This is a genomic window from Methylomagnum ishizawai (genome assembly GCF_019670005.1).
GTDB lineage: Bacteria > Pseudomonadota > Gammaproteobacteria > Methylococcales > Methylococcaceae > Methylomagnum > Methylomagnum ishizawai.
Genome location: NZ_AP019783.1, coordinates 2,550,248 through 2,572,766 on the forward strand (window position 1 = coordinate 2,550,248; position 22,519 = coordinate 2,572,766).

17 protein-coding genes are annotated in these 22,519 nt (G+C 64.9%); 13 read left to right on the top strand and 4 right to left on the bottom strand.

The features are described from left to right. The first annotated feature begins 24 nt into the window (after window positions 1-24). The 3 genes from fliJ to K5658_RS11600 all read left to right on the top strand — a co-directional run bounded on the left by fliJ (window position 25) and on the right by K5658_RS11600 (window position 2,945). Entirely contained in the window at window positions 25-486 is a 462-nt protein-coding gene (fliJ, locus tag K5658_RS11590) for a flagellar export protein FliJ (RefSeq protein WP_221063290.1), read from the top strand. Window positions 487-501: 15 nt separating this feature from the next. Beyond that, window positions 502-1,596: a flagellar hook-length control protein FliK gene (locus tag K5658_RS11595; protein WP_221063291.1), complete on the top strand. Its 1,095-nt coding sequence runs from the start codon at window positions 502-504 to the stop codon at window positions 1,594-1,596. Window positions 1,597-1,718: 122 nt separating this feature from the next. Beyond that, window positions 1,719-2,945 (top strand): HD-GYP domain-containing protein, encoded by a 1,227-nt coding sequence (locus K5658_RS11600; RefSeq protein ID WP_221063292.1) that lies wholly within the window; start codon window positions 1,719-1,721, stop codon window positions 2,943-2,945. Between the two features lie 25 nt (window positions 2,946-2,970). On the opposite strand, the gene K5658_RS11605 is transcribed toward K5658_RS11600, so the two are convergent. Next, window positions 2,971-4,533: a diguanylate cyclase gene (locus K5658_RS11605; protein ID WP_221063293.1), complete on the bottom strand. Its 1,563-nt coding sequence runs from the start codon at window positions 4,531-4,533 to the stop codon at window positions 2,971-2,973. Window positions 4,534-4,839: 306 nt separating this feature from the next. Between K5658_RS11605 and K5658_RS11610 the strand changes: the two genes are divergently transcribed. Then, window positions 4,840-5,688 (top strand): hypothetical protein, encoded by an 849-nt coding sequence (locus tag K5658_RS11610; RefSeq protein WP_221063294.1) that lies wholly within the window; start codon window positions 4,840-4,842, stop codon window positions 5,686-5,688. On the opposite strand, the gene K5658_RS11615 is transcribed toward K5658_RS11610, so the two are convergent. Together K5658_RS11615 and K5658_RS11620 are read right to left on the bottom strand one after the other, a co-directional pair. Next, on the bottom strand, window positions 5,685-7,499 hold the full coding sequence (locus K5658_RS11615; protein WP_221063295.1) for an autotransporter assembly complex protein TamA: 1,815 nt from the start codon (window positions 7,497-7,499) through the stop codon (window positions 5,685-5,687). The two genes, K5658_RS11610 and K5658_RS11615, sit on opposite strands and share 4 nt — an antisense overlap. After that, window positions 7,499-7,873: a hypothetical protein gene (locus K5658_RS11620; protein ID WP_221063296.1), complete on the bottom strand. Its 375-nt coding sequence runs from the start codon at window positions 7,871-7,873 to the stop codon at window positions 7,499-7,501. Before K5658_RS11620 ends, K5658_RS11615 begins: the two co-directional genes overlap by 1 nt. Window positions 7,874-8,108: 235 nt before the next feature. Between K5658_RS11620 and rpsF the strand changes: the two genes are divergently transcribed. The 7 genes from rpsF (at window position 8,109) to ychF (ending at window position 14,230) form a co-directional block, all read left to right on the top strand. Then, the gene (gene rpsF, locus K5658_RS11625; RefSeq protein WP_221063297.1) at window positions 8,109-8,495 is read left to right on the top strand and encodes a 30S ribosomal protein S6; all 387 of its coding nucleotides are present in this window, start codon (window positions 8,109-8,111) and stop codon (window positions 8,493-8,495) included. A gap of 57 nt (window positions 8,496-8,552) precedes the next feature. Then, a complete protein-coding gene (rpsR, locus tag K5658_RS11630; protein WP_221063298.1) occupies window positions 8,553-8,780 on the top strand; it encodes a 30S ribosomal protein S18 in 228 nt (75 codons plus the stop codon). A gap of 23 nt (window positions 8,781-8,803) precedes the next feature. Then, complete coding sequence (locus K5658_RS11635; protein ID WP_221063299.1) at window positions 8,804-9,709, top strand: YybS family protein; 906 nt, start codon at window positions 8,804-8,806, stop codon at window positions 9,707-9,709. 39 nt (window positions 9,710-9,748) lie between these two features. After that, window positions 9,749-10,195 (top strand): 50S ribosomal protein L9, encoded by a 447-nt coding sequence (rplI, locus tag K5658_RS11640; RefSeq protein WP_221063300.1) that lies wholly within the window; start codon window positions 9,749-9,751, stop codon window positions 10,193-10,195. A 66-nt stretch (window positions 10,196-10,261) separates the two neighbouring features. Further along, window positions 10,262-11,560, top strand: coding sequence for a lipid IV(A) 3-deoxy-D-manno-octulosonic acid transferase (waaA, locus tag K5658_RS11645; protein WP_221063301.1), 1,299 nt, complete (start codon window positions 10,262-10,264; stop codon window positions 11,558-11,560). A 76-nt stretch (window positions 11,561-11,636) separates the two neighbouring features. Further along, window positions 11,637-13,103, top strand: coding sequence for a mannose-1-phosphate guanylyltransferase/mannose-6-phosphate isomerase (locus K5658_RS11650; protein WP_221063302.1), 1,467 nt, complete (start codon window positions 11,637-11,639; stop codon window positions 13,101-13,103). A gap of 35 nt (window positions 13,104-13,138) precedes the next feature. Continuing rightward, window positions 13,139-14,230, top strand: coding sequence for a redox-regulated ATPase YchF (gene ychF, locus K5658_RS11655; RefSeq protein ID WP_221063303.1), 1,092 nt, complete (start codon window positions 13,139-13,141; stop codon window positions 14,228-14,230). Between the two features lie 253 nt (window positions 14,231-14,483). On the opposite strand, the gene K5658_RS11660 is transcribed toward ychF, so the two are convergent. Further along, window positions 14,484-17,741, bottom strand: a complete 3,258-nt coding sequence (locus K5658_RS11660; RefSeq protein ID WP_221063304.1) for a methyl-accepting chemotaxis protein — start codon at window positions 17,739-17,741, stop codon at window positions 14,484-14,486. A 45-nt stretch (window positions 17,742-17,786) separates the two neighbouring features. On the opposite strand from K5658_RS11660, the gene K5658_RS11665 reads away from it, so the two are divergent. Beyond that, a complete protein-coding gene (locus K5658_RS11665) occupies window positions 17,787-17,996 on the top strand; it encodes a hypothetical protein (protein WP_221063305.1) in 210 nt (69 codons plus the stop codon). A gap of 437 nt (window positions 17,997-18,433) precedes the next feature. Continuing rightward, entirely contained in the window at window positions 18,434-22,426 is a 3,993-nt protein-coding gene (locus tag K5658_RS11670) for a translocation/assembly module TamB domain-containing protein (RefSeq protein WP_221063306.1), read from the top strand. Window positions 22,427-22,519: the final 93 nt, after the last annotated feature.

The window sequence follows — 22,519 nt, forward strand, 5'->3', positions numbered from 1 at the left end:
CAACGAAACCAGAGAACACGCCCCATGAAACGCTCCGAACGTTTGAACAACATCCTCGAACTGGCCGAAGCCCGCGAGCAAGAAGCCGCCCAGCAACTCGGCGAGATCACCCGCAAACTGGAAAACGCCCGCCGCAACCTCGATAACCTGAGGACTTTCCAGGCCAACTATAGCCAGAAATTCCGCGACACCGGCGATCAGGGCTTGGGGATGCGGCAATTGCTGGAATACCGGGCGTTCCTCGCCAAGATCAATGGCGCGGTGCTGGAGCAGGAGAGGATCGTCGGCAATGTCGAAAAAGCCTTGGCGCAAGGCCGGGCCCGTTGGGAAGCCACCCGCCATCAAACCCTGGGGATGAAAACGGTGGTGGACAAGGCCCGCACCGAGGAACGCCACCTGGAAGAAAGACGCCGCCAAGCCGAGGAGGACGAGCGGGCCAGCCGCCGGGGCGGGCGCGGCGACGACGCCTTGTCGATGGGTTACTGAACAGGAGCAGGGGCCATGACCTCCCATTCCATCCAGGCGCACGGCGCGGCGCGGTCGGCTTCCGCCCAGGACATCGGCCATCCGGCGGGGCGGGGCAGGGACGCCACGGGCGGGGGCGACACCGATTTCCAAGCCATGTTACAGCGCAAGTTGGACGTCCAGGATCAAGCCGTCACCGATAGCGATAACGCGGAACCGGCCACCGCCCAGGCCGCTGCGGAACCCACCACCGCGCCGCAAGCCGGGACCACGCCGGAACAACTATGGGCCATGGTAGCGGAATTCTTCCAGAACCCAGGCGCGACCCCGGTCCCGCCGCCAACCGAAGCGGGCACGGACCCGGACGCCGGATCGACGGTCCCGGTCCAGCCCGATCCGGCGGGCAAGGCGACCCAACCACGGGCCGCTTCCACCACACCGGCCACTGCGCCACCCCCGGCCACCACCGCCGCAGGATTGGCGAATCTGATCGATGGCGGGACCGTATCCCAAAACCCGGCGGAGGAGGGGACCGGCAAGCTCGAAACCGCCAGCGGCGAACCCGGACCCAACCCGGCCACCGCCCTGGCGCTCGATGCCGCGCCCCTACCACCGCAACTCCGCGACAGCACCGCCCCGGCCAAAACCCCGGCCACCGCCCACGACCTGCCCACGCCGTTCGGGCAGCCCGGCTGGCACGACGAAGTCGGCGAGAAAATGGTATGGTTGACCCAACGCGAGCTGGGCGCGGCCCAACTCAAGCTCAATCCCGAGCATCTCGGTCCCGTGGATGTCCGCATCCAACTGGATGGGGAAGGCGCTTCGATCCAGTTCACCGCCCAGAACGCCGGGGTCCGCGAAGCCCTGGAAGCCGCGGTGCCGCGCCTTAGGGAAATGTTCGATACCCAGCAGATCCCTCTGAACGAGGTCAGCGTCGCGCCGCCCCAGCCTTCCGCCCAAACCGATAGCCGGGGATTCGATTTCCAGCGCCAACCCGGCCACGAGCCCCAAGGTTCCGGTACCCGGTCCGCCGGCAACCCAGGGGGAGGGGAGGCGATGGCGGAGGGCGCAACGGGGATCGAATCCACCCGTCCATCCACCGGCCTGGGTCTGGTCAATGTTTTCGCCTGACCCCTCAGCCGCATAAAACGGTCAAAAGCACATAGAATTAGGGGGGCCAGCCCGGAAAGGGCGGGCATCCAGCACGGTTCCCGGCGGGAACGAACGATGCCACCCAGTGTTGAAGCAGCCCAGTGATCAAGAAAATCAAACCCTCCGAACTCGTGCTGGGGATGTATATCCATAGCCTCAACGCCGATTGGAGCAAGCATCCCTTTTTCCGCAAGCGCTTCCTCATCAAGACCGAGAGCCAGCTCCGGAAGATCATCGATCTGGACCTGGCCCTCGTCGATATCGACACCGATAAAGGACTGGATGTCGCTCCGCCGCCACTGCCAGCACCCGAATCCGTCCCTCCGCCGGAGGCCCAGTCCGCCCCGTCCGCGCCCACGCTTCCAGACAAGCGCCGCAGGATACTGCCACCGGAAAAAATCTCCCTGCACGGCGAGATGACGCGGGCCAGGAGCATCTACGGCGAAGCCAGCGCCACGGTGCAGAGCGTGCTGATCGACGCCCGCCTGGGCCGGACCATCGAACTGGAGCGCATGCAGCCGACCATCGCCGCCATCACCGGCTCGGTGCTGCGCAATCCGGACGCCATGATCAGCCTGTTCCGGGTCAAGCAGGCGGACAAGCACACTTTCCAGCACTCGGTGGCCGTCTCCACCTTGCTGGTCGCCTTCGGACACGCCTTGAAGCTGGACCGCGAACTCGTCGAGCAAGCCGCCATCGGCGGCTTGATGCACGATATCGGCAAGGTGAGGCTGCCTTCCTACATCCTCGCCAAGCCCGGCAAGCTCACCGAGGCCGAATACAAGCTCATGCAAAGGCATGTGGAATACGGCCTGGACCTCATGTGCAAAGCCACGGGCCTATCGTCCGTGGTGCTGGACGTGGTGGGCCAGCACCACGAGCGCCTCGATGGTTCCGGCTACCCGTACCGGCTGCGGGGCGAGGAACTGTCGATCTACGGGCAGATGGCCGCCATCGTCGACAGCTACGACGCCATGACCTCCGATAGCGCCTACCAACGCCACCGCGAACCGACCGAAGCCCTGCAACTCCTCATGGAAAAGAGCGACCGCCATTTCAAGCCGGAATTGATCCAGCAATTCATCCGCAGCCTGGGGATTTATCCGGTGGGGAGCCTGGTGCGGCTGGAAAGCGAGCATTTGGCGGTGGTGATCGAACAGCGGCGCGAGGATTTGCTCCGCCCGAAGATCCGCGCCATCTTCAGCATCAGGGCCGAGGGTTTCATCACACCGAAGGATATCGATCTGGCCGCCCCCGGCAGCGCCGACCGCATCGTCGGCTTCGAGAATCCCTTGCGCTGGAAAATCGATCCCCGGCGGTTCATCTGATCCCGGCACCCGGACGTCCCCCCGGTCAAACCGGCGACATGATCTCGCAACGGTTGCGGCCTTTTTTCTTGGCTTGGTAAAGGGCCTTGTCCGCCCGCTCGAAAACATCCTGGAAGCCGTCCCGCCCTTTGAACTGGCTGATACCGCAAGACACCGTGACCGCGATGCGTTTGCCATTGCCGATGAATTCGCAATCCTCGATCCGCTGGCGGATGCCCTCGGCGATTTCCAGGGCGTTGCTATCGTCGCTCCCCAACAACAGCATGACGAATTCCTCCCCGCCATAACGCGCGACGAAATCGGTGTTGCGGATCGACGCCGCCAAGACCTGGCCGATCATCGCCAGCGCCTTGTCGCCGGAAGCATGGCCGAAACGGTCGTTGATCTTCTTGAAGAAATCGATATCCCACACCGCCAGGGTCAAGGGCTGTTGGAACCGGCGCCAGCGCTTTTCCTCCAGGTCCACCCGCTCCAGATAGGCTTTGCGGTTGGGGAGCTTGGTCAGGGGATCGATATAGGCGGCCTGGTTGGCCAGCGCCAGGCGGTTGCGCAAATCCTCCGCCTCCTGCTCCAGGGTCCGCAGGCGGCCGCTCAAATCCTGGACCTGGGCCTGGACCTCGGTGAAACGGGCTTCCTCGGCGTGGTCGAAGCTATCCAGGCGCTGGGAGATGATATCCAGGCGCATATTGATGATTTGGCGCAATTGCACCAGGTTGGTGGCTTGCGAGGCGTCGGCCCTCAGCCCCGCGACCTCGCCCGCCACGGCCTTTTCGGTGAGGCGGCGATCCTCCGCCGAGGATTGGTTGAGGGCGTCCATCCGCAGGGCCTTCCCCTCCAGTTCGCCCAGCTTGCCGCTCAGGGCGGCGAGGAAATCCCCGAACTGCTTTTGCTCCTGCCAATAGCCCGCGTCCATATCGGCGATCAAAGCCGCCGCCGCGTCGAACAAGGCGATCAAGTCCTCCGTGTCGTCGACGACGCGCGCCTTGAGTTGCTCCAGGCGCTCCTGCAAGGAAGCGGACAGGTTGAGCGCCCGCAACAGTTCGTCCAGGCGGCGGCGCAGCTTGGCGGTGTCGATGTCGGCGGTCGCGGCCTGGCCCTTGCCGAACAGCTTGCCGATCACGCCGGTGGCGGAGGAGCCTTTGCGGTTCCGCAGCACGCGGGCGGCGGCGTCGAATAATTCTTGTTCGGTGGCGTAGCCGCCGGCCTCGAACCGGCGGCACACCGCCTCCGACGCGGCCTTTTCCTCCGGTGTCGCGCACAGGGCTTCCAAAAACCTCAGCAATTCCCGGCCCTGGCCGGTGGTCGCGGTGGGATGGCCCAGTTTGGGGGTCCGTATCAACGTGTCGAGCAGGGCGTCCAACTCCCGGCGCAGGGTGCTGTTTTCCCCCTTGCGCATCACTTCGCGGATGGCGCGTAGATGCGGGTCCAAGGCCGCGTCCAATCCCGACACCGCCTGGGTCAGGCGGATCACGGCCCGGTTCAGCAGGTTTTCGTACTCGTTCTGTTCGGTTTGCCGTTTTTCGCCCTCGTTGAGCAGGGTGAAATAACGTTCCTTCCAATAGGCGGTTTCTTCCGACACGACACTCATGTTTGCGGCCCTCGCGGTCTGTCCGGGATCGTATGCCATAGATCATAGGAGGCTTGGGGATTTTTTTTAGCGCCCGGGCCATGCTTGCGTTCCCGATACTGCGATGCCCGGCGGGCTGTCTTGTGGGGGGTACCGAAGCGGTGTACCCTACCGGCCCATCGGAAAACGGTAGGCGCCTCCCGCTCCAATAATCGAATGGCGCGAGGCTTGAACCGCTCCCGCGCCGGTTTATGACAACCCGGTCGGCAGCGGTTCAGGATAAGCCTGGATAATCCACGGCGGCGCATATCCAAGACGAAGATACCCATGAAAAGAATCCATATCGCCCTCCTGCTGTCATTGCTTATCCATGGAGCTTTCGCCTGGGCCGATAGCCAGGTGCATTCTCTTTTCAACGCCTTCGATTTCCTCGAAAACAAGGAAAATATTTTGTCGGAGGAATTCTGGTCCTCGCCCCGGAGCGTGCTTTATGGAAAACCGGTGGCCGACTGGAACGACGAGGATTTCCAACAACTGGATGCCGCGCTACAAGATAAGATTTATTCGCTTTATAATTCGAGCAATCCATACCGCACCGATATCATCGGCCAATTACAGAATGTGGTGGAACACATCCCCAAGTTCAAGCAATGGTCGGCCTATGCGCGGCTGAATACCCCTATCGGTGACTCCGGCGGGAACGGCGCGTCCAAGGGCTGGGAGTTTTCCTGGAGCCATCTATTGGAACAGCAAATCCCTTTGATTCCGGCGCTGGGGGTGTTATTGGCGTTGGGGGGGGCGCTAGCGGGTGGGTGGCATATCCGCAATGTGATGAGGGTCAGGCGTAGATTGAAATATCAAGCCGCCGTGGCCGGGGCGGCGGCGGGCGGCGATACCCAGCCGGTGGCTAATCCGCCGGAATCCGGGGCGGGTATTCCGGCCAGCCCATCGCCAGCCACCGGCAAATCCGCCAAGCCCAAGGGCAAAGCCGACCCCAAACCCCTGTTGGCCTGCCCCAAATGTGGCAATACCGATCCAAGCAAACTGACGATCGGCCGCCATGCCCCGGAATCGACCCTGTTCAAACCCCTGCGCAAATATTATTGCCATGCCTGCGATTACAAATGGATCGCCCGGCAACTCAAGTTCAAGCAGGCGGGCATCACGCGGCTTTAAAACGCCTGCCCCAAACCGATATATATCTCGAAATTTCCGCTATTGGGCACCTGCACCACCGGCACCGCCACGTCCAGGCGGATCGGCCCAATCGAAGTGTAATAGCGGGCACCCACCCCCACCCCCATCCCCGCCGTTCCCGTGAAGGGGGCGCTATTGGCGGCGACCTGCCCCGCGTCCACGAACACCACCGCCCCATACGAATCCAAGAAACGCTGGCGGAATTCCACCGTGCCCGCCACCACGGCGGCTCCTCCCCGCGGTTTGTGGTCGGGGAATTGCGGGCCTACCGACAGGAACTTGTAGCCGCGCACCGTGGCGCTGCCGCCCGCATAGAACCGTTTGTCGGGTGGCAGCGCGTCGGCGCTCGCGCCCAGCACGTCGCCGATCAGACCACGCACGGCCAGCACGCTGCGCCCCGGCTCGCCCAGGTCGAAATAGCCGGAACCGGAAACCTGTAGGCTGAGGAAGGCTTCGGTCTGTGGCCCGGCCAGGGGTTGGGTGGGGGTCGCCAACACCGCCGCCCGGAAACCACGGGTGGGGTCGAGCAAATTGTCGGTATCGTCGTATTTCAGGGTGCCGGGCAGGCCGAGCAAGGTGTAGTCCTGGGTTTCGCCTTCCTGGGTGACGCGCTCCTGTTCCGCCGCCAGCCCCAGGCTGACGCTCCAGTGCTGGGCGAATTTGCGGCTGAGCAGGAGGTCGCCGGTCAAAGCTTGGCGGTCGTAGGCGGTGAGGCTTTGCTTGACCGCGCCCAGGCTGGTCTGGAGGGATTGGTCGCGTTGCCAGACATCCGGCTTGAGGAACGCGGCCAGGAAGTTGTAGCCGATGCCGGTGGTGCTGTTGCCGCCAAGCTGGGTCATGCCCGCCGTGAGGTTGAGTTGCTCGGCCCGGCCCAGCAGGTTGCGGTGCTGCCATAGCACGGCGAAACTGCCACCGAGGTCGGTCGAGTAGGCGGCGTTCAGGTTGGCGGCGCGGCGCGGGCGCTCTTTTACCTCGAAGGCGATAGGTAGCCGGCCGGCCGGGTCCGGCTTGTCGGCATCGACCACCCGCACCGACGCAAACACGCCGAGCGCGACCAAATCGCGGCGGGCGGCGTCCAGCGCGGCGGGGTCGTAGCGTTCGCCGCTATGGACCTGTAGGCGTTGGCGCACGAAAGCCTCGTCCACACGGTTCAAACCCTTGATGCCGATAGCGCCCAAATCCAGGCGCGGGCCGGGATCGGTTTGGAATTCGATATCCAGGGTTTGCCGGTCTTCATGCAAGAACGCCACCGGCGCTTCGACCTTGGCCAGGGCGTAGCCTTGTCCGCGCAACCCGTCCAGCAGTTTTTCCCGCGCCGCCAGGACCGGGGGAGCGCGGGCGGGGACCCCGGTGGCGATGCCGATATCGGGCCGGGCCGCGGTTTCGGGCAAGCCTTGGATATCGATTTGGCCGAGATGGAACAATGGGCCCGGCTCGATGTGGATATTGACCGGCAGCGGCGGGTCGGCGGGACTGCGTTCCAGGAATTCCGCCAAACCGGGATCGTCCAGCGGATATCCGGCGATGCCCATGCGCGCCCCGCCCTGGTAATAGCCGAAACTGCGCAGGGCGGTCCCGAAGCGGCCTTGGTCTTCCTGGGCGCGGACCAACAGGGCGAAAGGACCGACGGGGGCCCGTTCGCGCAAGCCGATGAGCATGGAGGAATCGGCGAGGGCTTGGTCCAGCGCGGCATCGCCGGTCTTGTCGAGGAGGACGGTGTACGTCCTGGGATCGGCGGCGTGGGCGGCCGGACCCGCGAGTCCGAAGAGGAGGGCGGCGATCCGCCGCATCAGGCCAGCACCGACCACAATAAAAAAATTCCCAGGCCCACGGGAAAAGCCGCCCACAACCGGACCCAACCCGGCGGCAAACCCCGCCACCCAGCCAGGATGCGCTTGAACCGCGCCAATCCCAGCCAGGGCAGGGCCAGCCCGGCGCAAACCGTCAGCGCGGCGAGGATTTGGAAGGCCAGCGGGGTCCGGGTAGCCGGGGCGATCCCGCCCAGGATCAGGCCGAAGCCGATGCGGAACACCGCCGCCGTCCACAGCCCCCGCCGGGATTCCCAGCGGGCCAAGAACAGCGCCAATCCGGGCGGCGACACCAGCCCGAACCCGCCGATGCCGATCATGAACAGCGCGACCCCTACGACGATGGCGACCTGCATGGCATAACCTCCTTGCGGGCAGTATCCTTGGAATTCCCGGAGATTCGCAAGCCAAAGCCCCGGGGCTCCGCCTCCGGGCCGGAAGCGTCCGTCCTGGGTGGACTGGCACAAAGAATGCCTTGCCACCCGTCCCGCCCCCCGCTAGAATTCGCGGCTTTTACCGGACGGCCCCCCGGCCTTCCACTCCTTGCCTCACCGTTCCCACGGGAGGCTGCATAAACCGTAAGGAGCGATTATGCGTCACTATGAAATCGTCTTCATGGTCCACCCGGACCAGAGCGCCCAGGTTCCGGCCATGCTGGAACGTTACCGCGCCTTGATCGAAGCCAATGGCAAAATCCACCGCCTCGAAGACTGGGGCCGCCGCCAACTGGCCTATCCCATCGACAAGATTCACAAGGCCCACTATGTCTTGATGAACATCGAATGCGACCAGCCCACCCTGGACGAGCTGGAAAGCGGTTTCCGCTTCAACGACGCCATCCTGCGTAGCCTCACGATCCGCCGCGAAGCCGCCATCACCGAACCCTCGCCGATGGCGCGGGAAGGCCATTCCGAATCCGGCCGCCGCGGCGGCGCGGCGGACAGCGACGACAGCGACGAGGGCGAAGCGGCGGAATAATCCACCGCCCGCGCCCATCCCGGCCCAATCCACAGCAGCGTTATCAAGAGGCTCACCATGGCTCGTCAATTCAAGCGTAAGAAATACTGCCGCTTCACGGCGGAAGGCGTCCAGGAAATCGATTACAAGGACTTGGAAGTCCTCCACGAATACATCTCCGAAACCGGCAAGATCGTGCCCAGCCGCATCACCGGCACCAAGGCCAAGTATCAGCGCCAGCTCGCCACCGCCATCAAGCGGGCGCGGTTCCTGGCCCTGATCCCGTTCTGCGATTCGCACGGCTAAACGGACACGGTCCTAGGCCGCTCATGCGCGGATTGGCGGCCTATATCATGCGGGGCAGGGCGCAGGCGGTTTCGGCCATTTGCGCCCTGACGGTATTGTCCTGGATCGTATCGCTGGCGAGCTTGCTCGCCGCCGCCGCCCTGGCCCTGCCGACCTTGCGTAAAGGAGCCGCCGAAGGCGGTCTCCTGTTGGGCATGGCGGTGGCGATCATGGCGTTGATCGGCGGGCTGGTGCTGGGCAATCCACTGCCGGCGGCGGGTTATGCGCTGGCCCTGTGGGGTCCGGTCTGGTTGCTGGCGGTGCTGTTGCGCGAGACGGCGCGGCTGGACTGGACCTTGGGCGCCGCCGCGTTGCTCGCCATGGCGCTGGTCTTGGGACTCTACGCGGTCTACGGCGATCCCATGCGGCTGTGGCTGGAGGAATTGCGACAGTTCTCCAAGGCGTTCGTGGAAGGTGGCAGGCCCGCCGCCGAGCAGGCTTTGCTGCGGCAAAACGTGGAACTGTTCGCCCGCTACATGACCGGCGGTATCGCGGCGGGGTCCATGCTGACCGTGGGGTTCAGCCTGCTGCTGGCCCGCTGGTGGCAGGCGACCCTGTTCAATCCCGGCGGTTTCCGGGCCGAGTTCCAAGGATTGCGCCCGGCTTCCGCCTGGGCCTACGCCAGCCTGGGCTTGTTCGCCCTGGCCGGGATCGCCGACGGGGGCCTCGCGGAATTCGCCTGGAACCTCGCCCTCCCGCTCTCGATGCTGTTCCTGCTGACCGGATTTTCGGTGTTGCACGCGGTGTTCGGGCGGCAGGCCAATGGCGGATTCTGGCTGGCCGGGGTCTATGTGGCCTTGGTGTTCGCCTCGCCCTTGATCGTCTTGATCGCGCTGCTCGGCTATAGCGATACCTGGATGGACTGGCGCAACCGCCCCCGTGTGGCCTAATTCGGATTCATTGTTTAAAAAAGATTGAGGCATTCGACGATGGAAATCATTCTCCTGGAAAAAATCACCAACCTGGGCAACCTCGGCGACAAAGTGACCGTGAAGCCCGGCTATGGCCGCAACTACCTGATCCCCCATGGCAAGGCCGTGGCCGCCACCGCCGCCAAGCTGGCCGAGTTCGAGCAGCGCCGCGCCGAACTGGAACGCAAAGCCGCCGAGACCACCGCCGCCGCCGAGGCCCGAGCCCAGGCGATTGGCGAAATCATCATCACCATTTCCCAGAAGGCGGGCGAGGAAGGCCGCTTGTACGGCTCCATCGGCACCAAGGACATCGCCGACGCCGCCAGCCATGCCGGCATCGAAATCCACAAGAACGAAGTCCGCCTGCCGGCCGGCCCGATCCGCCATACCGGCGAGTACGAAGTCACGGTGCAGTTGCACGGCGATGTGGCCGCCAAGCTGTCCCTGCATGTGGTTCCCGAGTAAGCGGAGCCGATCCCGCACGGCTCGCCGTGCGGGCTTTCACGATCATTCCTGGCCGGGTGGCTCCGCGTGAGGCGGCTTTACACGGCGTTGTTCTACGCCGCCACGCCCTTCATCCTGGGCCGCCTCGCCTGGCGCGGCCTCAAGCTGCCGGCCTACCGGGAGCGCTGGGGCGAACGCTTCGCCCGTTATGCCCCGGTTCCGGGCGGGGAGGGCATGGCTTGGTTCCACGCCGTTTCGGTGGGCGAGGCCGAAGCCGCCTTCCCCCTGATCCGCGCTTTCCGCGCCCGCCATCCCGGGCTTCCTATCCTGGTCACTTGCACCACGCCCACGGGTTCGGCCCGGATCGGAGCCGTGCTGGGCGATACGGTCGCCCATGTCTATCTGCCGTATGATCTGCCCGGCGTCGTGGCCCGCTTCCTGGATCATTTCCGGCCCTGTCTCGGTGTCGTCCTCGAAACCGAAATCTGGCCCAACCTCTACCGCGAATGCGCCCGCCGGGGGATTCCCTTGGCGATAGTCAACGGCAGGCTGTCCGAGAAATCGGCGCGGGGCTATGGCCGTATCGCCGGCCTGGTGGCGGAAAGCCTCGCCGCCGTGGGCTGGATCGCGGCGCAAACGTCGCTGGACGCCAAGCGCTACGTCGCCCTCGGGGCCGATCCCCGCAAGGTGGCGGTCACGGGCAATATCAAATTCGATATCGAATTCCCGGCCCCGCTGCGCGAACAGGCCACGGCCTTGCGGGAAACCCTGTTTCCGGGCCGTCCGGTGTGGATCGCGGGCAGCACCCACCCGGGCGAGGAAGAACAGGTGCTCGCCGCCCACGCCCAGGTGCGGTCGGTGTTGCCCGATGCCTTGTTGATCCTGGCACCGCGCCATCCCGATAGGTTCCAGGAAGTGCGGACCTTGTGCGCCAAAACCGGAATCCCGCTGCGCTGCCGTGGCGAATCCTTGCCTTGCGAAGCCGGGACCGGGGTTTTCCTGCTCGACAGCCTGGGGGAATTGCGTTGTTTCTATGGTGCCGCCGATGTGGCTTTTGTCGGCGGCAGCTTGATTCCGCAGGGCGGACATAATGTACTGGAACCGGCGGTGGCGGGCGTTCCGGTATTGTTCGGGCCGCATATGTTCAATTTCGCGGAGATCGCCCGGCGGCTGGAAGACAGCGGCGGTGCCCGTTCCGTCGCCGATGCGGACGGATTGGCGGCGACCGTGATGGATTGGCTAACCGATTTCGATACCCGGTCCGAAATAGGTGCCAAAGCCTCCGCTTTCGTGGATGGAAACCGTGGGGCCGTGGCCCGTGTGGTGGAACCCATCTCGGCTTTGCTACAAAGCCGCCTGGATTCGGGCCGGACCATCGATACCTAAATCGGCGCGGGTTTCGGCTATACTCCGACCCTGGTTTTTCCTCGCCAGATTTTGCCCACCTCAAATAGGGGATCACATGAATATCGCTATCCAGGCAGTTGTATTATCGGGCGGGTCCGGCACCCGCCTCTGGCCGTTTTCGCGCGAATCCTATCCCAAGCAATTCCTATCGTTCACCGGCAGCGGCACCCTGTTCCAGGACACGGTGACCCGCGTGGTCGATTGGGGCGCGGCGGACAGCGGCTTGTTCCAAGTGCTGCCGCCCCTGGTGGTGTGCAACGAAATGCACCGCTTCCTGGTGGCCGAGCAATTGCGGCAATTGGGCTTGGAAAAAAGCCCGATCCTGCTGGAACCCATGGGCCGCAACACCGCCCCGGCCCTGACCCTGGCCGCTTTGCAGGCGGTGGAGCAAGGGGCCAATCCGGTATTATTGGTGCTGCCCTCGGACCATTATGTCGCCAACCTGGAAGGTTTCCAGCAACGTTTGGCGGAAGCCATCAAACTCGCCGCCACCGGCGTGATCGCGACCTTCGGTATCGTCCCGGACAAACCCGAAACCGGGTTCGGCTATATCCATCGGGGGGCGGATTTGGGGGATAACGCCTTCGTCCTGGGCGGGTTCCGGGAAAAACCCGACGCCGCCACGGCTTCCGAGTATCTGTTCTCCGGCGAATACTTCTGGAATAGCGGTATCTTCATCCTGCGGGCGCAAACCTGGCTGGAGGAAATCGCCACCCATAGGCCGGATATCCTCGAAGCCTGCGCCCAGGCCATGGCGCTGAGCAAGCGCGACGGCGATTTCATCCGCGCCGACAAGGCCGCGTTCTCCCGTTGCCCCAGCGATTCCATCGATTACGCGGTCATGGAAAGACTGGCTGGTTTCCCGTCGGAAACGCCCCGCGCCGTGGTCCTGCCGCTGGATGTGGGCTGGTCCGACCTGGGTTCCTGGCCGGCGTTGACTTCGGTGCGTCCCACCGACCACGACGGCAATGTCATGATCGGCGATGTGTTCACCAAGGACACCCACAATTCGGTGCTGTATTCGCAGAGCCGGTTCGTGGCGGCGGTGGGCATCACCGACGTGGTGGTGATCGAAACCACCGACGCCGTGCTGGTCGCCCACAAGGACCGCGCCCAGGATGTCAAGGCCATCACCGACCATTTGAAGAAGACCGAGCGTTCCGAGCATGTCTTCCATGCCAAGGTCCACCGGCCCTGGGGCAATTACGAATCCATCGGCAACGGTTCGCGCTACCAGGTCAAGCGCCTGACCATCGCGCCGGGCGGCACGCTGTCCCTGCAATTGCACCATCACCGCGCCGAACACTGGATCGTGGTGAAGGGCACGGCCAGGGTGACGCGGGGCGAGGAGAGCTTCCTGCTGACCGAGAACGAATCCACCTTCATCCCGCTGGGCGTGCGCCACCGTTTGGAGAATCCCGGTGCCATCCCGCTGGAGATCATCGAGGTCCAGTCGGGCAGCTACCTCGGCGAGGACGATATCGTCCGCTTCGAGGACCGCTATAACCGGCTGGAATCCTAGCTTTTCAATCCACTGCCATCCATCGAACGAAACCTATGACGCTTTATTGCGGTATCGTCGGCCTGCCGAATGTCGGCAAATCCACTCTGTTCAACGCGCTGACCAAGGCGGCCATCGCGGCGGAGAACTATCCGTTCTGCACCATCGATCCCAACGTGGGCGTGGTCCCGGTGCCCGACCCACGACTCGATGCTTTGGCCGAGATCGTCAAGCCCGAGCGGGTGGTGCCCACCGCCATCGAGTTCGTGGATATCGCGGGGCTGGTGGCCGGCGCCTCGAAAGGGGAGGGGCTGGGCAACCAATTCCTGGCCCATATCCGTGAGACCGACGCCATCGCCCATGTGGTGCGCTGTTTCGAGGACGACGATGTGATCCATGTCGCGGGCAAGGTCGATCCGGTATCCGATATCGAGGTCATCAACACCGAACTCGCGCTAGCCGACCTCGGCACCTTGGACAAGGCGCTACAGCGGGCCACCAAGGCATCCAAGGCGGGCAACAAGGACGAATTGGCGAAAAAAGCCTTGTTCGAGCGGGTATTGGCGCATTTGGACAGCGGCAAACCGGTGCGGACCCTGCCCATGGCCGACGAGGAAAAGGCGCTATTGCGAGAATTGCATCTGATCACCGCCAAGCCGACGATGTACATCGCCAATGTGCGCGAGGACGGCTTCGAGGACAACGCCTTCCTGGACCGGGTGCGGGCCTATGCCGAAGAAGAAGGTTCGATGGTGGTGCCGGTGTGCGCGGCGTTCGAGGCCGAGATCGCCCAGCTCGACGAGGCCGACAAGGCGGACTTCCTGGCCGAGATCGGCATGGAGGAACCGGGGTTGAACCGGGTCATCCGCGCCGGCTATAAGCTGCTGCACCTGGCGACGTATTTCACGGCGGGCGTCAAGGAAGTGCGGGCCTGGACCATCCCGGTCGGGGCCACGGCACCACAGTCGGCGGGCGTGATCCATACCGACTTCGAGCGCGGCTTCATCCGGGCCGAGGTGATCGCCTACGAGGACTTCATCGCGCATCGCGGCGAACAGGGCGCGAAGGACGCGGGCAAATGGCGTTTGGAAGGCAAGGAATACATCATGCGCGACGGCGACGTCGTGCATTTCCGGTTCAACGTGTAGCCGGGCGCGGCGGGGCAATCCCGCCGCAGGCCCTAGGCCCTTATGATTTAACATAATATCCATTATGCGCAATTGGCTGGGTGCGCAAGATACCGTCCCTAGAGCCGCGTTATCCCGGACCCCCCGTGAGTTATCTTTATTTAGAAAACAAAAAATCTCTAAATAATCCATCTAAACATCTACGGAAGTTATTTGCCGGATGGCCGGGACCGGACGGCGGTTGATGCCCGAATCCCGGCCCATCGCCTTCCGCTTAGAAACAGGTGAATCCGCGTCCGTCGAAGCCCCTCGCCGTTTTGGAAGCCTCCACGCTTATCGCCGCCTTCGCGTGGCGAGACGGCCCCTTGTGGGGTATCCGCTCCCTGGCCACGCCGTCGGCGACTTTGAAAAAGCCCAGGGTGCGTTGCAAAGCCTCGGCCTGGCTGGTCATTTCCTCGGCGGTCGCCGAGAGTTCCTCGGCGGCCGCAGCGTTCTGCTGGGTGGTCTTGTTGAGCTGGTTCATGGCTCCAGAGATTTGTTTCGCTCCCAAAGCCTGCTCCTCGGAACCGGCGGCGATTTCCTGGACCAATCCCGCGGTCCTCTGGATCAATGGCACGATTTCCTTCAGGAGCGTGCCGGCCCGTTCGGCCATGGCGACGCTGGACTCGGCCAGTCCGCCGATCTCCTGGGCGGCGACCTGGGAACGCTCGGCCAGTTTCCTGACCTCGGCGGCGACCACGGCGAAGCCCTTGCCATGTTCCCCCGCCCTCGCGGCCTCGATGGCGGCGTTGAGCGCCAGCAGGTTGGTCTGGTAGGCGATGTCGTCGACGATGCCGATCTTGTCGGCGATCTGCTTCATGGCGCCGACGGTGAGGGTCACCGCCTCGCCGCCCTCGGCGGCCTCGCGGGCGGCTTTTTCGGCGATGGAGTCGGTGGTCTTGGCGTTGTCCTTGTTCTGGTCGATGGAGGCGACCATCTGTTCCATGGAACTGGAAGTCTCCTCGACGCTGGTGGCTTGTTCGGACGAGGCCTGCGATAGGTGCTGGGAAGTCAAACCCACCTGCCCGGAAGCCGAGGAAAGGGTGTTGGCCACCTCCCTCACATTGGACAGGGTCTCCGATAGCTTATGCACGGTATCGTTGATGGCTTCCTTCAATTCCAGGAACATGCCCTGGTAATGGCCCTCCATGGTGGCGGTCAAATCGCCCTGGGCCAGGCGGGCCATGATTGCGCGGACGCGCTCCACCGGCCCATGCATCGCTTCCATGACACCGTTGATGCCCTGGATGACGGTCCGGAATTCTCCCCGGTGCCGGGCCGCGTCGGCGCGGACGGCCAGGCGGCCCTGGGTGGCGGCTTCCGACAACTGGTTGGCATCGGCGATCAGCGCCCTGACCGGGCCGATGAAGGCGTCCAGGGTGTCGTTCACGCCTTGCACGATCTTGCGGTAATCGCCTTGGTGCCTGGAGGCGTCGGCGCGGGTATCCAGTTCCAACTCGCGGGCGGCCTGGGCCAGCAGGGCGGTGTCCTCGATCAAGGCGTTGATGTTGTCGATGGCGAGATTGAGGTTGTCCTTGAGGGTATTGAAGTCGCCGTGGTAGGCGTCGGCGATCCTGGGCGGGATATCGCCCTTGGCGATGCGGTCCAGGTAGTCCGCCGCCACGTTCAACGGATCAACCAGCGCGTCCAGGGTCTCGTTCAATCCCCGGAGTATCTTGCGGTATACGCCCTGGGCGCGTTCGGCGTCCACCCGGACTTCCAGCCGGCCCGCCTTGGCGGCGTCGATGGCGACCCCGGTTTGCACGACCAGAAAGCCGATGGCGTCCAGGCAAGTGTTGAGGTTGTCCTTGAGGGTGTTGAAATCGCCATGGTAGGTGCCGGCGATCCTGGGCGGGATATCGCCCTTGGCGATGCGGCCCACGTAGTCCGCCGCCATGTTCAAGGGACCTATCACCGCGTCCAGGGTCTGGTTCACGCCCTCGATGACCTCGCGGTAGCCGCCCCGGTGCCTGGAAGCGTCGGCGCGGACGGCGAGCTTGCCCGCCACCGCCGCCGTGGACAGCATCGCGGCGTCTTCCACCAAGCCATGGATGGCCTCGATCACCTGGTCCACCGCCTGGGCGATGATGGAAAAGGTCGCGTGGGCCGCCTGGGTATCCTGGTCCGGCGTGGCCGTTTGGATCCGCGCGCCGAGGTCGCCCGCGGCGATGCTCGTCAGCGCGGCCCGCACCTTGACCACCTCCTTTTCCTGGTAATCGGCGATCTTCCTGGCGAGCCGCTGCGCCTGCTTGACGCCGGTCTGGTCCACCACGAACTCGAAGCCGCCGATGACCTCGCCGTTGCGGGCGCGGAGCGGCTGCCCCATGTACTGGATATCGAGTTCGAGCCGGCCTGGGCGCGCCACTGTTTCGCCCTGGACCGGGCTATTGCTGGACATCGCCCTCACGACGGCGCATTGGCCGCTATGGCAATCGTTGGTATTGAAATAGCCGTGGCATTTCTGGCCCAGCAATTGCGATTTGGCGAGATCGCCGAGGCCCATGCCGCATTTGTTGATGTAGCGGATGGTCCGCTCCCTGTCGATGATCATCGCGGGCAAGGGGGTGTTGTCGATGAAGCCGACCAAGGTCTCCAGGGTCTGGTTCACGCCTTCGACCACCCGGCGGTAGTCCCCCTGGTGCCCGGTGGCGTCCGCACGGGTGTCCAGGTAGCCTTCGATGACCCGGTCGGACAACTGGTTGACCTCGGCGATCAAGGCGTTGACGGCGTCGGCCATGGTTTTTACCGCCACCACCAGGCTGGACTCCGGTTTGCCCTGGGTGTCGATCTTGAACGTCAGGTCGCCGACCGCCAGCATCCGCGCGAGGTGGGCCGCCTCGGCGGGTTCGCAGCCGAGTTGGCGCAGGATATGGCGGGTGATGAACACCCCGAGGATCAGCGCGGCCAGCACCGTCCCCCCGCCCCACACACCGCTCCAGAGCAGCGCCGCGACATAGGCCTGCCGGGCTTCGGCCTGGGCGGCGGCGATCAAGGGCATTTGCCGCTCCCGCAATTCGCCCACCGCGCTGATCCAACTCCGGTTGAGCGGCCGCCCCTGGGTGAACAGCAGGGACTGGCCCTCCAGGTTCTTATTGGCGAAACCCAGGGCGCTGATCGCGTCGTTGACCGGGCGGACCTCCTGCTTCATCCCGGCCATCTTGTCGAGCAGTTTCCTGCCTTCGCCGTCCAGCGGCGATTGCCGCAGATAGCGTTCGTTTTCGTCGTAGATGTCCCTGGCCTTTTCTATCCTTCGCTTGAATTCCCCGTTGAGCGTGGCATCGGTGACCATGACGATATTGCGGAGCGCCATGCCTTCTTCGAGGAGGTTGTCGTGCATGGCGGTGATGGCCAAGACCTGCTGGGTTTTGTTGCCGACGATATTGTCCAGGCGGTCCTGGATGCTCCCCATCTGCGATATGACGAAACCGACACTTCCCAACATCAACAACGCGACTAGGGAAAAACCACCGATCAGTTGGTGTCCAATTTTCATTGTTTTTTCCTCGTGTATGTATGGGAAGGATCGCTGGATGCCTTTATGCAAACCGAACCAATAAGGCCGGTACGGTTGATGTCATTTTTGATTATCATCGATGCGCTGACGCTGGTTATCTTGGTTTTTTGGAAAGAGATTGGTTTCCATCGCCCCAACGGCCCATCCGTCAACCGGGTAAAGGCCATATTCCTGTCGAGGCCCATGGGTTCGGCCTGGTTTCAATTTAAAATCATATCGTTGTATCGGCTGTGAGTTTTTGCCGGGACAGCCCATGCTGGCGGGGCGGCATAATCGGCATGGACCGCAATGCTTGCTCGATGGCCTGCCCACGGGTCTGCTTCGGATTAATACTTGATCATCATTTCCACGTTACACAAACCCCCCGCGTTTGTGCGGCGCAACCAATGGACAAACCGCAAAACCGGGTTTTCGCATTTGGAATGCGCCTTTAATTAAGGGATAGCCCAGGCCCGGAAAATTTCAAGATATAATATTATCGATTCAATCGTTAATATCGGTTTCCCCCGTGCCGGGGAAGCCGGGATCTCAAACCGGGCGGCGGGACGGTCCGGTTCCCCACCCAGCACCGGGTCCGGCGGTCCACGTCCATGCGGTTCCGGCCCCGGCGGGAACTCCTGTATGATTTTTCCGGCGATATTCCGTGGCTTATTAACGAGGAACGAATCGAAATGCGGCGCGTGCTGCGATGGAGCGGCTGGCTTTTGGCGGGAATCCTGGGTTTGCCGGTCGTCGCGCTGGCCTTGGCGCTGTGGGCCGCGAACAGCCCGCCGGGCCGGGCCTGGATCGAACGCTCGCTCCCAGGATTCACCGGCGGCCAGGTCGGCATCGCCAAGCTGGAAGGCCGCTTCCCCGACGCCTTGCGGATCGGCCATATCGAAATCCGCGATCCCGCCGGGACTTGGCTGGCCATCGACGATTTGGCCTTGGATTGGTCGCCGGCCCGCTTGTTGACCGGGCTCGCCGACCTCCAGCGCTTGGAGGCGGGCCGCATCGCCCTGGCCCGCCGTCCCCTGCCCTCGCCCGAACCCGAACCTCGAAAAACCGCTTTTTCCCTGCCGGTGGGCGTCGAACTGCACCGCCTGCGTGTGGGGCGGCTGGAACTGGCCCCGCCGGTCGCGGGCGTCGCCGCCGCGCTTGGGATCGAGGGTTCCGGGCGGCTCGCGGCGCTGGACCAGGGCGGGGCCACGCTTGCGATCACCCGCCTGGATGGCGCGGGCCGCTACGCGCTGCGAGGCCGGATCGAACCCGGCGGGTTGCATCTGGCCCTGGAAGCGCGGGAACCGCCCCAGGGCTTGCTGGCGCAACTCGCCCAAGCGCCGGAACTGGGCGCGTTGTCCCTGGACGCCCAGTTGGACGGCCCCTATTCCGCGCTCGTTATCCGGTTCGGCCTGGAAGCCGGACCACTGCGGGCCGAGGCGCGGGGCACCCTCGACCTGGAACGCAACGCCGCCGACCTCGCCCTGACCGCCTCGGCCCCCGCCTTGCGGCCACGGCCCGGGGTGTCCTGGCAATCGGTGGCGCTGGACGCCAAGCTGCACGGCCCTTTCATCCGCCCCACGGCCCAGGCCCGGCTCGATATCGCCGCCCTGGAAGCCGCCGGGACCGCCATCCCCGAAGCCGCGCTGGAACTCCAAGGCGACGCCGGTGCCTTGCGGCTCCGGGCCGTTCTCACAGGCGTCCGCATTCCCGGCGCGCGCCCCGACCTGCTGCGCGCCGCGCCTTTGGTGCTTGCCGCCGATGCCAAGCTCGATGCGCCCGAACGTCCCGTGCATTTCTCGGCCCGCCATCCATTGCTGACCCTCGAAGGCCAGGCCCGGACCGGACCCGACCCCGACGGCACGGCCTCGCTCAAATTGCCGGACTTGGCCCCTTGGGCGGGATTGGGCGGCGTCGATCTGCGGGGTTCCACCGAATTGAGCCTACGCGCCGCGCAAACCGGCGCTACCCTCCAGATCACCGCCGAGGACAAGCTCGCCCTGACCGGCGGTATGGCTCCCCTGCCCGCCCTGGTCGGCGCGGATGGGAAAATCGGCCTATCGGCGACGTTGCGGGGGCCGGAGATCGCGGTGTCGCGGTTACGGTTCGAGGGCAAGGCGCTGGCCCTCGCGGCGGATGGCGTATGGTCCGGGCAAACGCTGGGTTTGAATTGGAAGCTGGACCTGCCCGATCTGGCGGCGCTGGCCCCGAACCTGATCGGACGGGCGGCGCTGACGGGACGGATCGACGGCGCCAAGGACGATCTCGCCCTCGTCGCCGATATGGGCGGCGAACTGGCCGCGCCAGGACTGCCGAGGGGGCCGGTGGGCGCGAATATCCGCCTGCGGGGCCTGCCCAGGAACCCGGCCGGACAAGTGAAGGCGCAAGGCACGCTCAACGGCTCGCCCTTGCAATTGGCCTTGACCGCCCAACGCGGCGCGGACGGCGCGTTGCGGGTCGCCATCGACCGGGCCGACTGGAAAAGCGCCCATGCCGAGGGCGCGTTGAGCCTGCCCCAAGGCGCGGCCCTGCCCCTGGGCAAGATCGACCTGCGGATGACCCGGCTGGAGGATTTGCGGCCCTGGCTGGGCCAGCCGCTGACCGGCTCCCTGAGCGCCGGCCTGGACGCCACCGAGCGGGAGGCCCGGCTCAGGCTGGACGCCCGCGACATCGGCCTGACCGGCACCGCCCAGGTGGAACATGCCGCCCTGGCGCTCGCGCTGGACGATCCGCTCAAGCACCCGCGGGTGGAGGGAACGATGACCCTGGACGGCATCGAAGCCGGAACCCTGCGGGGTTCCGCCCGCTTGACGGCGCAGGGTCCGCCCGAGGCGCTGGACCTGGGGCTGACCTCCGAAATGAAGGCGCTGGCCGGGTCGGATGCCCAGCTATCCAGCGCATTCCGGCTCGATATCCCCGCCCAATCGATCCGGGTGTCCAGTCTGGAAACCCAGTGGAAGCAGGAAACCCTGCGCCTGCTGCAACCCGCCCGCATCGGCTACGGCAAGGGCTTGAGCTTCGAGGGTTTGCGTCTGGGCTTGCGCGGGGCCGTGTTGGAAGCCGAGGGTCGCGCCACGCCCACGCTCGACCTGGAGGTGGCCCTGCGCGATCTGCCCGCCGATTTGGCGGGCTTGTTCGTTCCTGGGCTGGCGCTAGATGGCGCGTTGCGGGCCGAGGCCCACCTGTCCGGCTCCCCGGCCCGCCCGGTCGGCACGCTGACGCTGGCCGCCCAGGGCGTCCATCCCCGCGAAGGCGCGGGCCGGGTCTTGCCGCCGGTCAACCTCGCCACCCGGCTCGACCTCGCCGGCACCAGCGCCGAGGTCGATTCCCGCGTGCAGGCCGGGACGCTCGCCAACCTGGCCGTGACCGGGCGGGCGCCGCTGGTGCCGGGGGGGGAATTCGACCTCCACACCAGCGGCGACCTGGATTTGAAAATCCTCGATCCCCTGCTGATGGCGGAAGGCCGCCGGGTGCGTGGGCGGACCCTCCTGAACGCCACTCTGTCGGGCAGCCCGGCCGAACCCCGCATCCACGGCAGCCTGCAATGGAGCGGCGGCGAAGTGCAGGATTTCGCGCAAGGGATGCATGTTTCCAATATCGCCGCCCTGTTGCTGGCCGAGGGCGACAGCGTCCGCATCAGCCAGTTCCAGGGCCGGGCCGGTCCCGGCACGCTGAACCTGGCCGGGCGCTTGGGCGTGCTGGCCGAGGGCTTCCCCATCGATTTGAAGCTGACCGCCCGCAATGCCCAACCCCTGGCCAGCGACCGCCTGACGGTGAACCTGAACGCCGACCTGGGCCTGCAAGGCCACGCCGCCGGGGAACTCGCCGCCAACGGCACGCTGCGGCTCCAACGGGCCGAAATCCGCGTCCCCGAGACCATGCCCGCCAGTATCGCGGTGCTGGATGTGCGCCGTCCCGGACAAACCCCGCCGCCACCGCCCAAACCCGGTCCCCGCGTCGGCCTGGACCTCACGATCAGCGCGCCGGGCCAGATTTTCGTGCGCGGGCGCGGCCTGGACGCCGAATTGGGCGGCACCGTGCGCTTGCGCGGCGATTCCAACGCTCCGCGCCCGGAAGGCCGCTTCGAGTTGCGCCGCGGCGAATTCAGCCTGGCCGGCAAGACCCTGACCTTCAACAAGGGGGTGATCGGTTTCAACGGCGGCAACCTGGCCGATCCCACCCTGGACTTCTCCGCCAGTTCCACCAGCAACAACGTCACCGCCACCCTGGGCGTGGCCGGCACCGCCCGCAAACCCAAGATCACCCTCAGCAGCGCGCCGGAATTGCCGCCGGACGAGATTTTGGCCCAACTGCTGTTCGGCCACGCCACCGCCAGCCTCAGCCCGTTCGAGATGGTGCAGATCGCCTCGGCGGTGGTTTCCCTGACCGGGGTCACCGCCGGAGTGGGCAGTCCCCTGGATACCGTGCGCAAGGGTTTGGGGCTGGACCGGCTGGCCCTGGGCGGAAGCGGCGGCAGTCCCAGCCTGGAAGCCGGGCGCTATGTCGCGCCCGGCGTGTTCGTGGGGGCCAAGCAAGGTTTTTCCGGCAACAGCACCCAGGCCACGGTGCAGATCGATATCGCCAAGGGGTTGAAGGTGGAAGGCAGCGCCGGGACCGGGGCCACCACGCCCGGTTCCACGGTCGGAACCAACAGCGTCGGCTTGATCTATCAGATCGAGTACTGAACCGTCGGAAAGCCGTCGTCCGGGAGCGTTCGCAAACCGGCCTGGGCGGCGTCGGAAAGCCGACGATCCCGGCCCGATCAACAACCGTGTCGC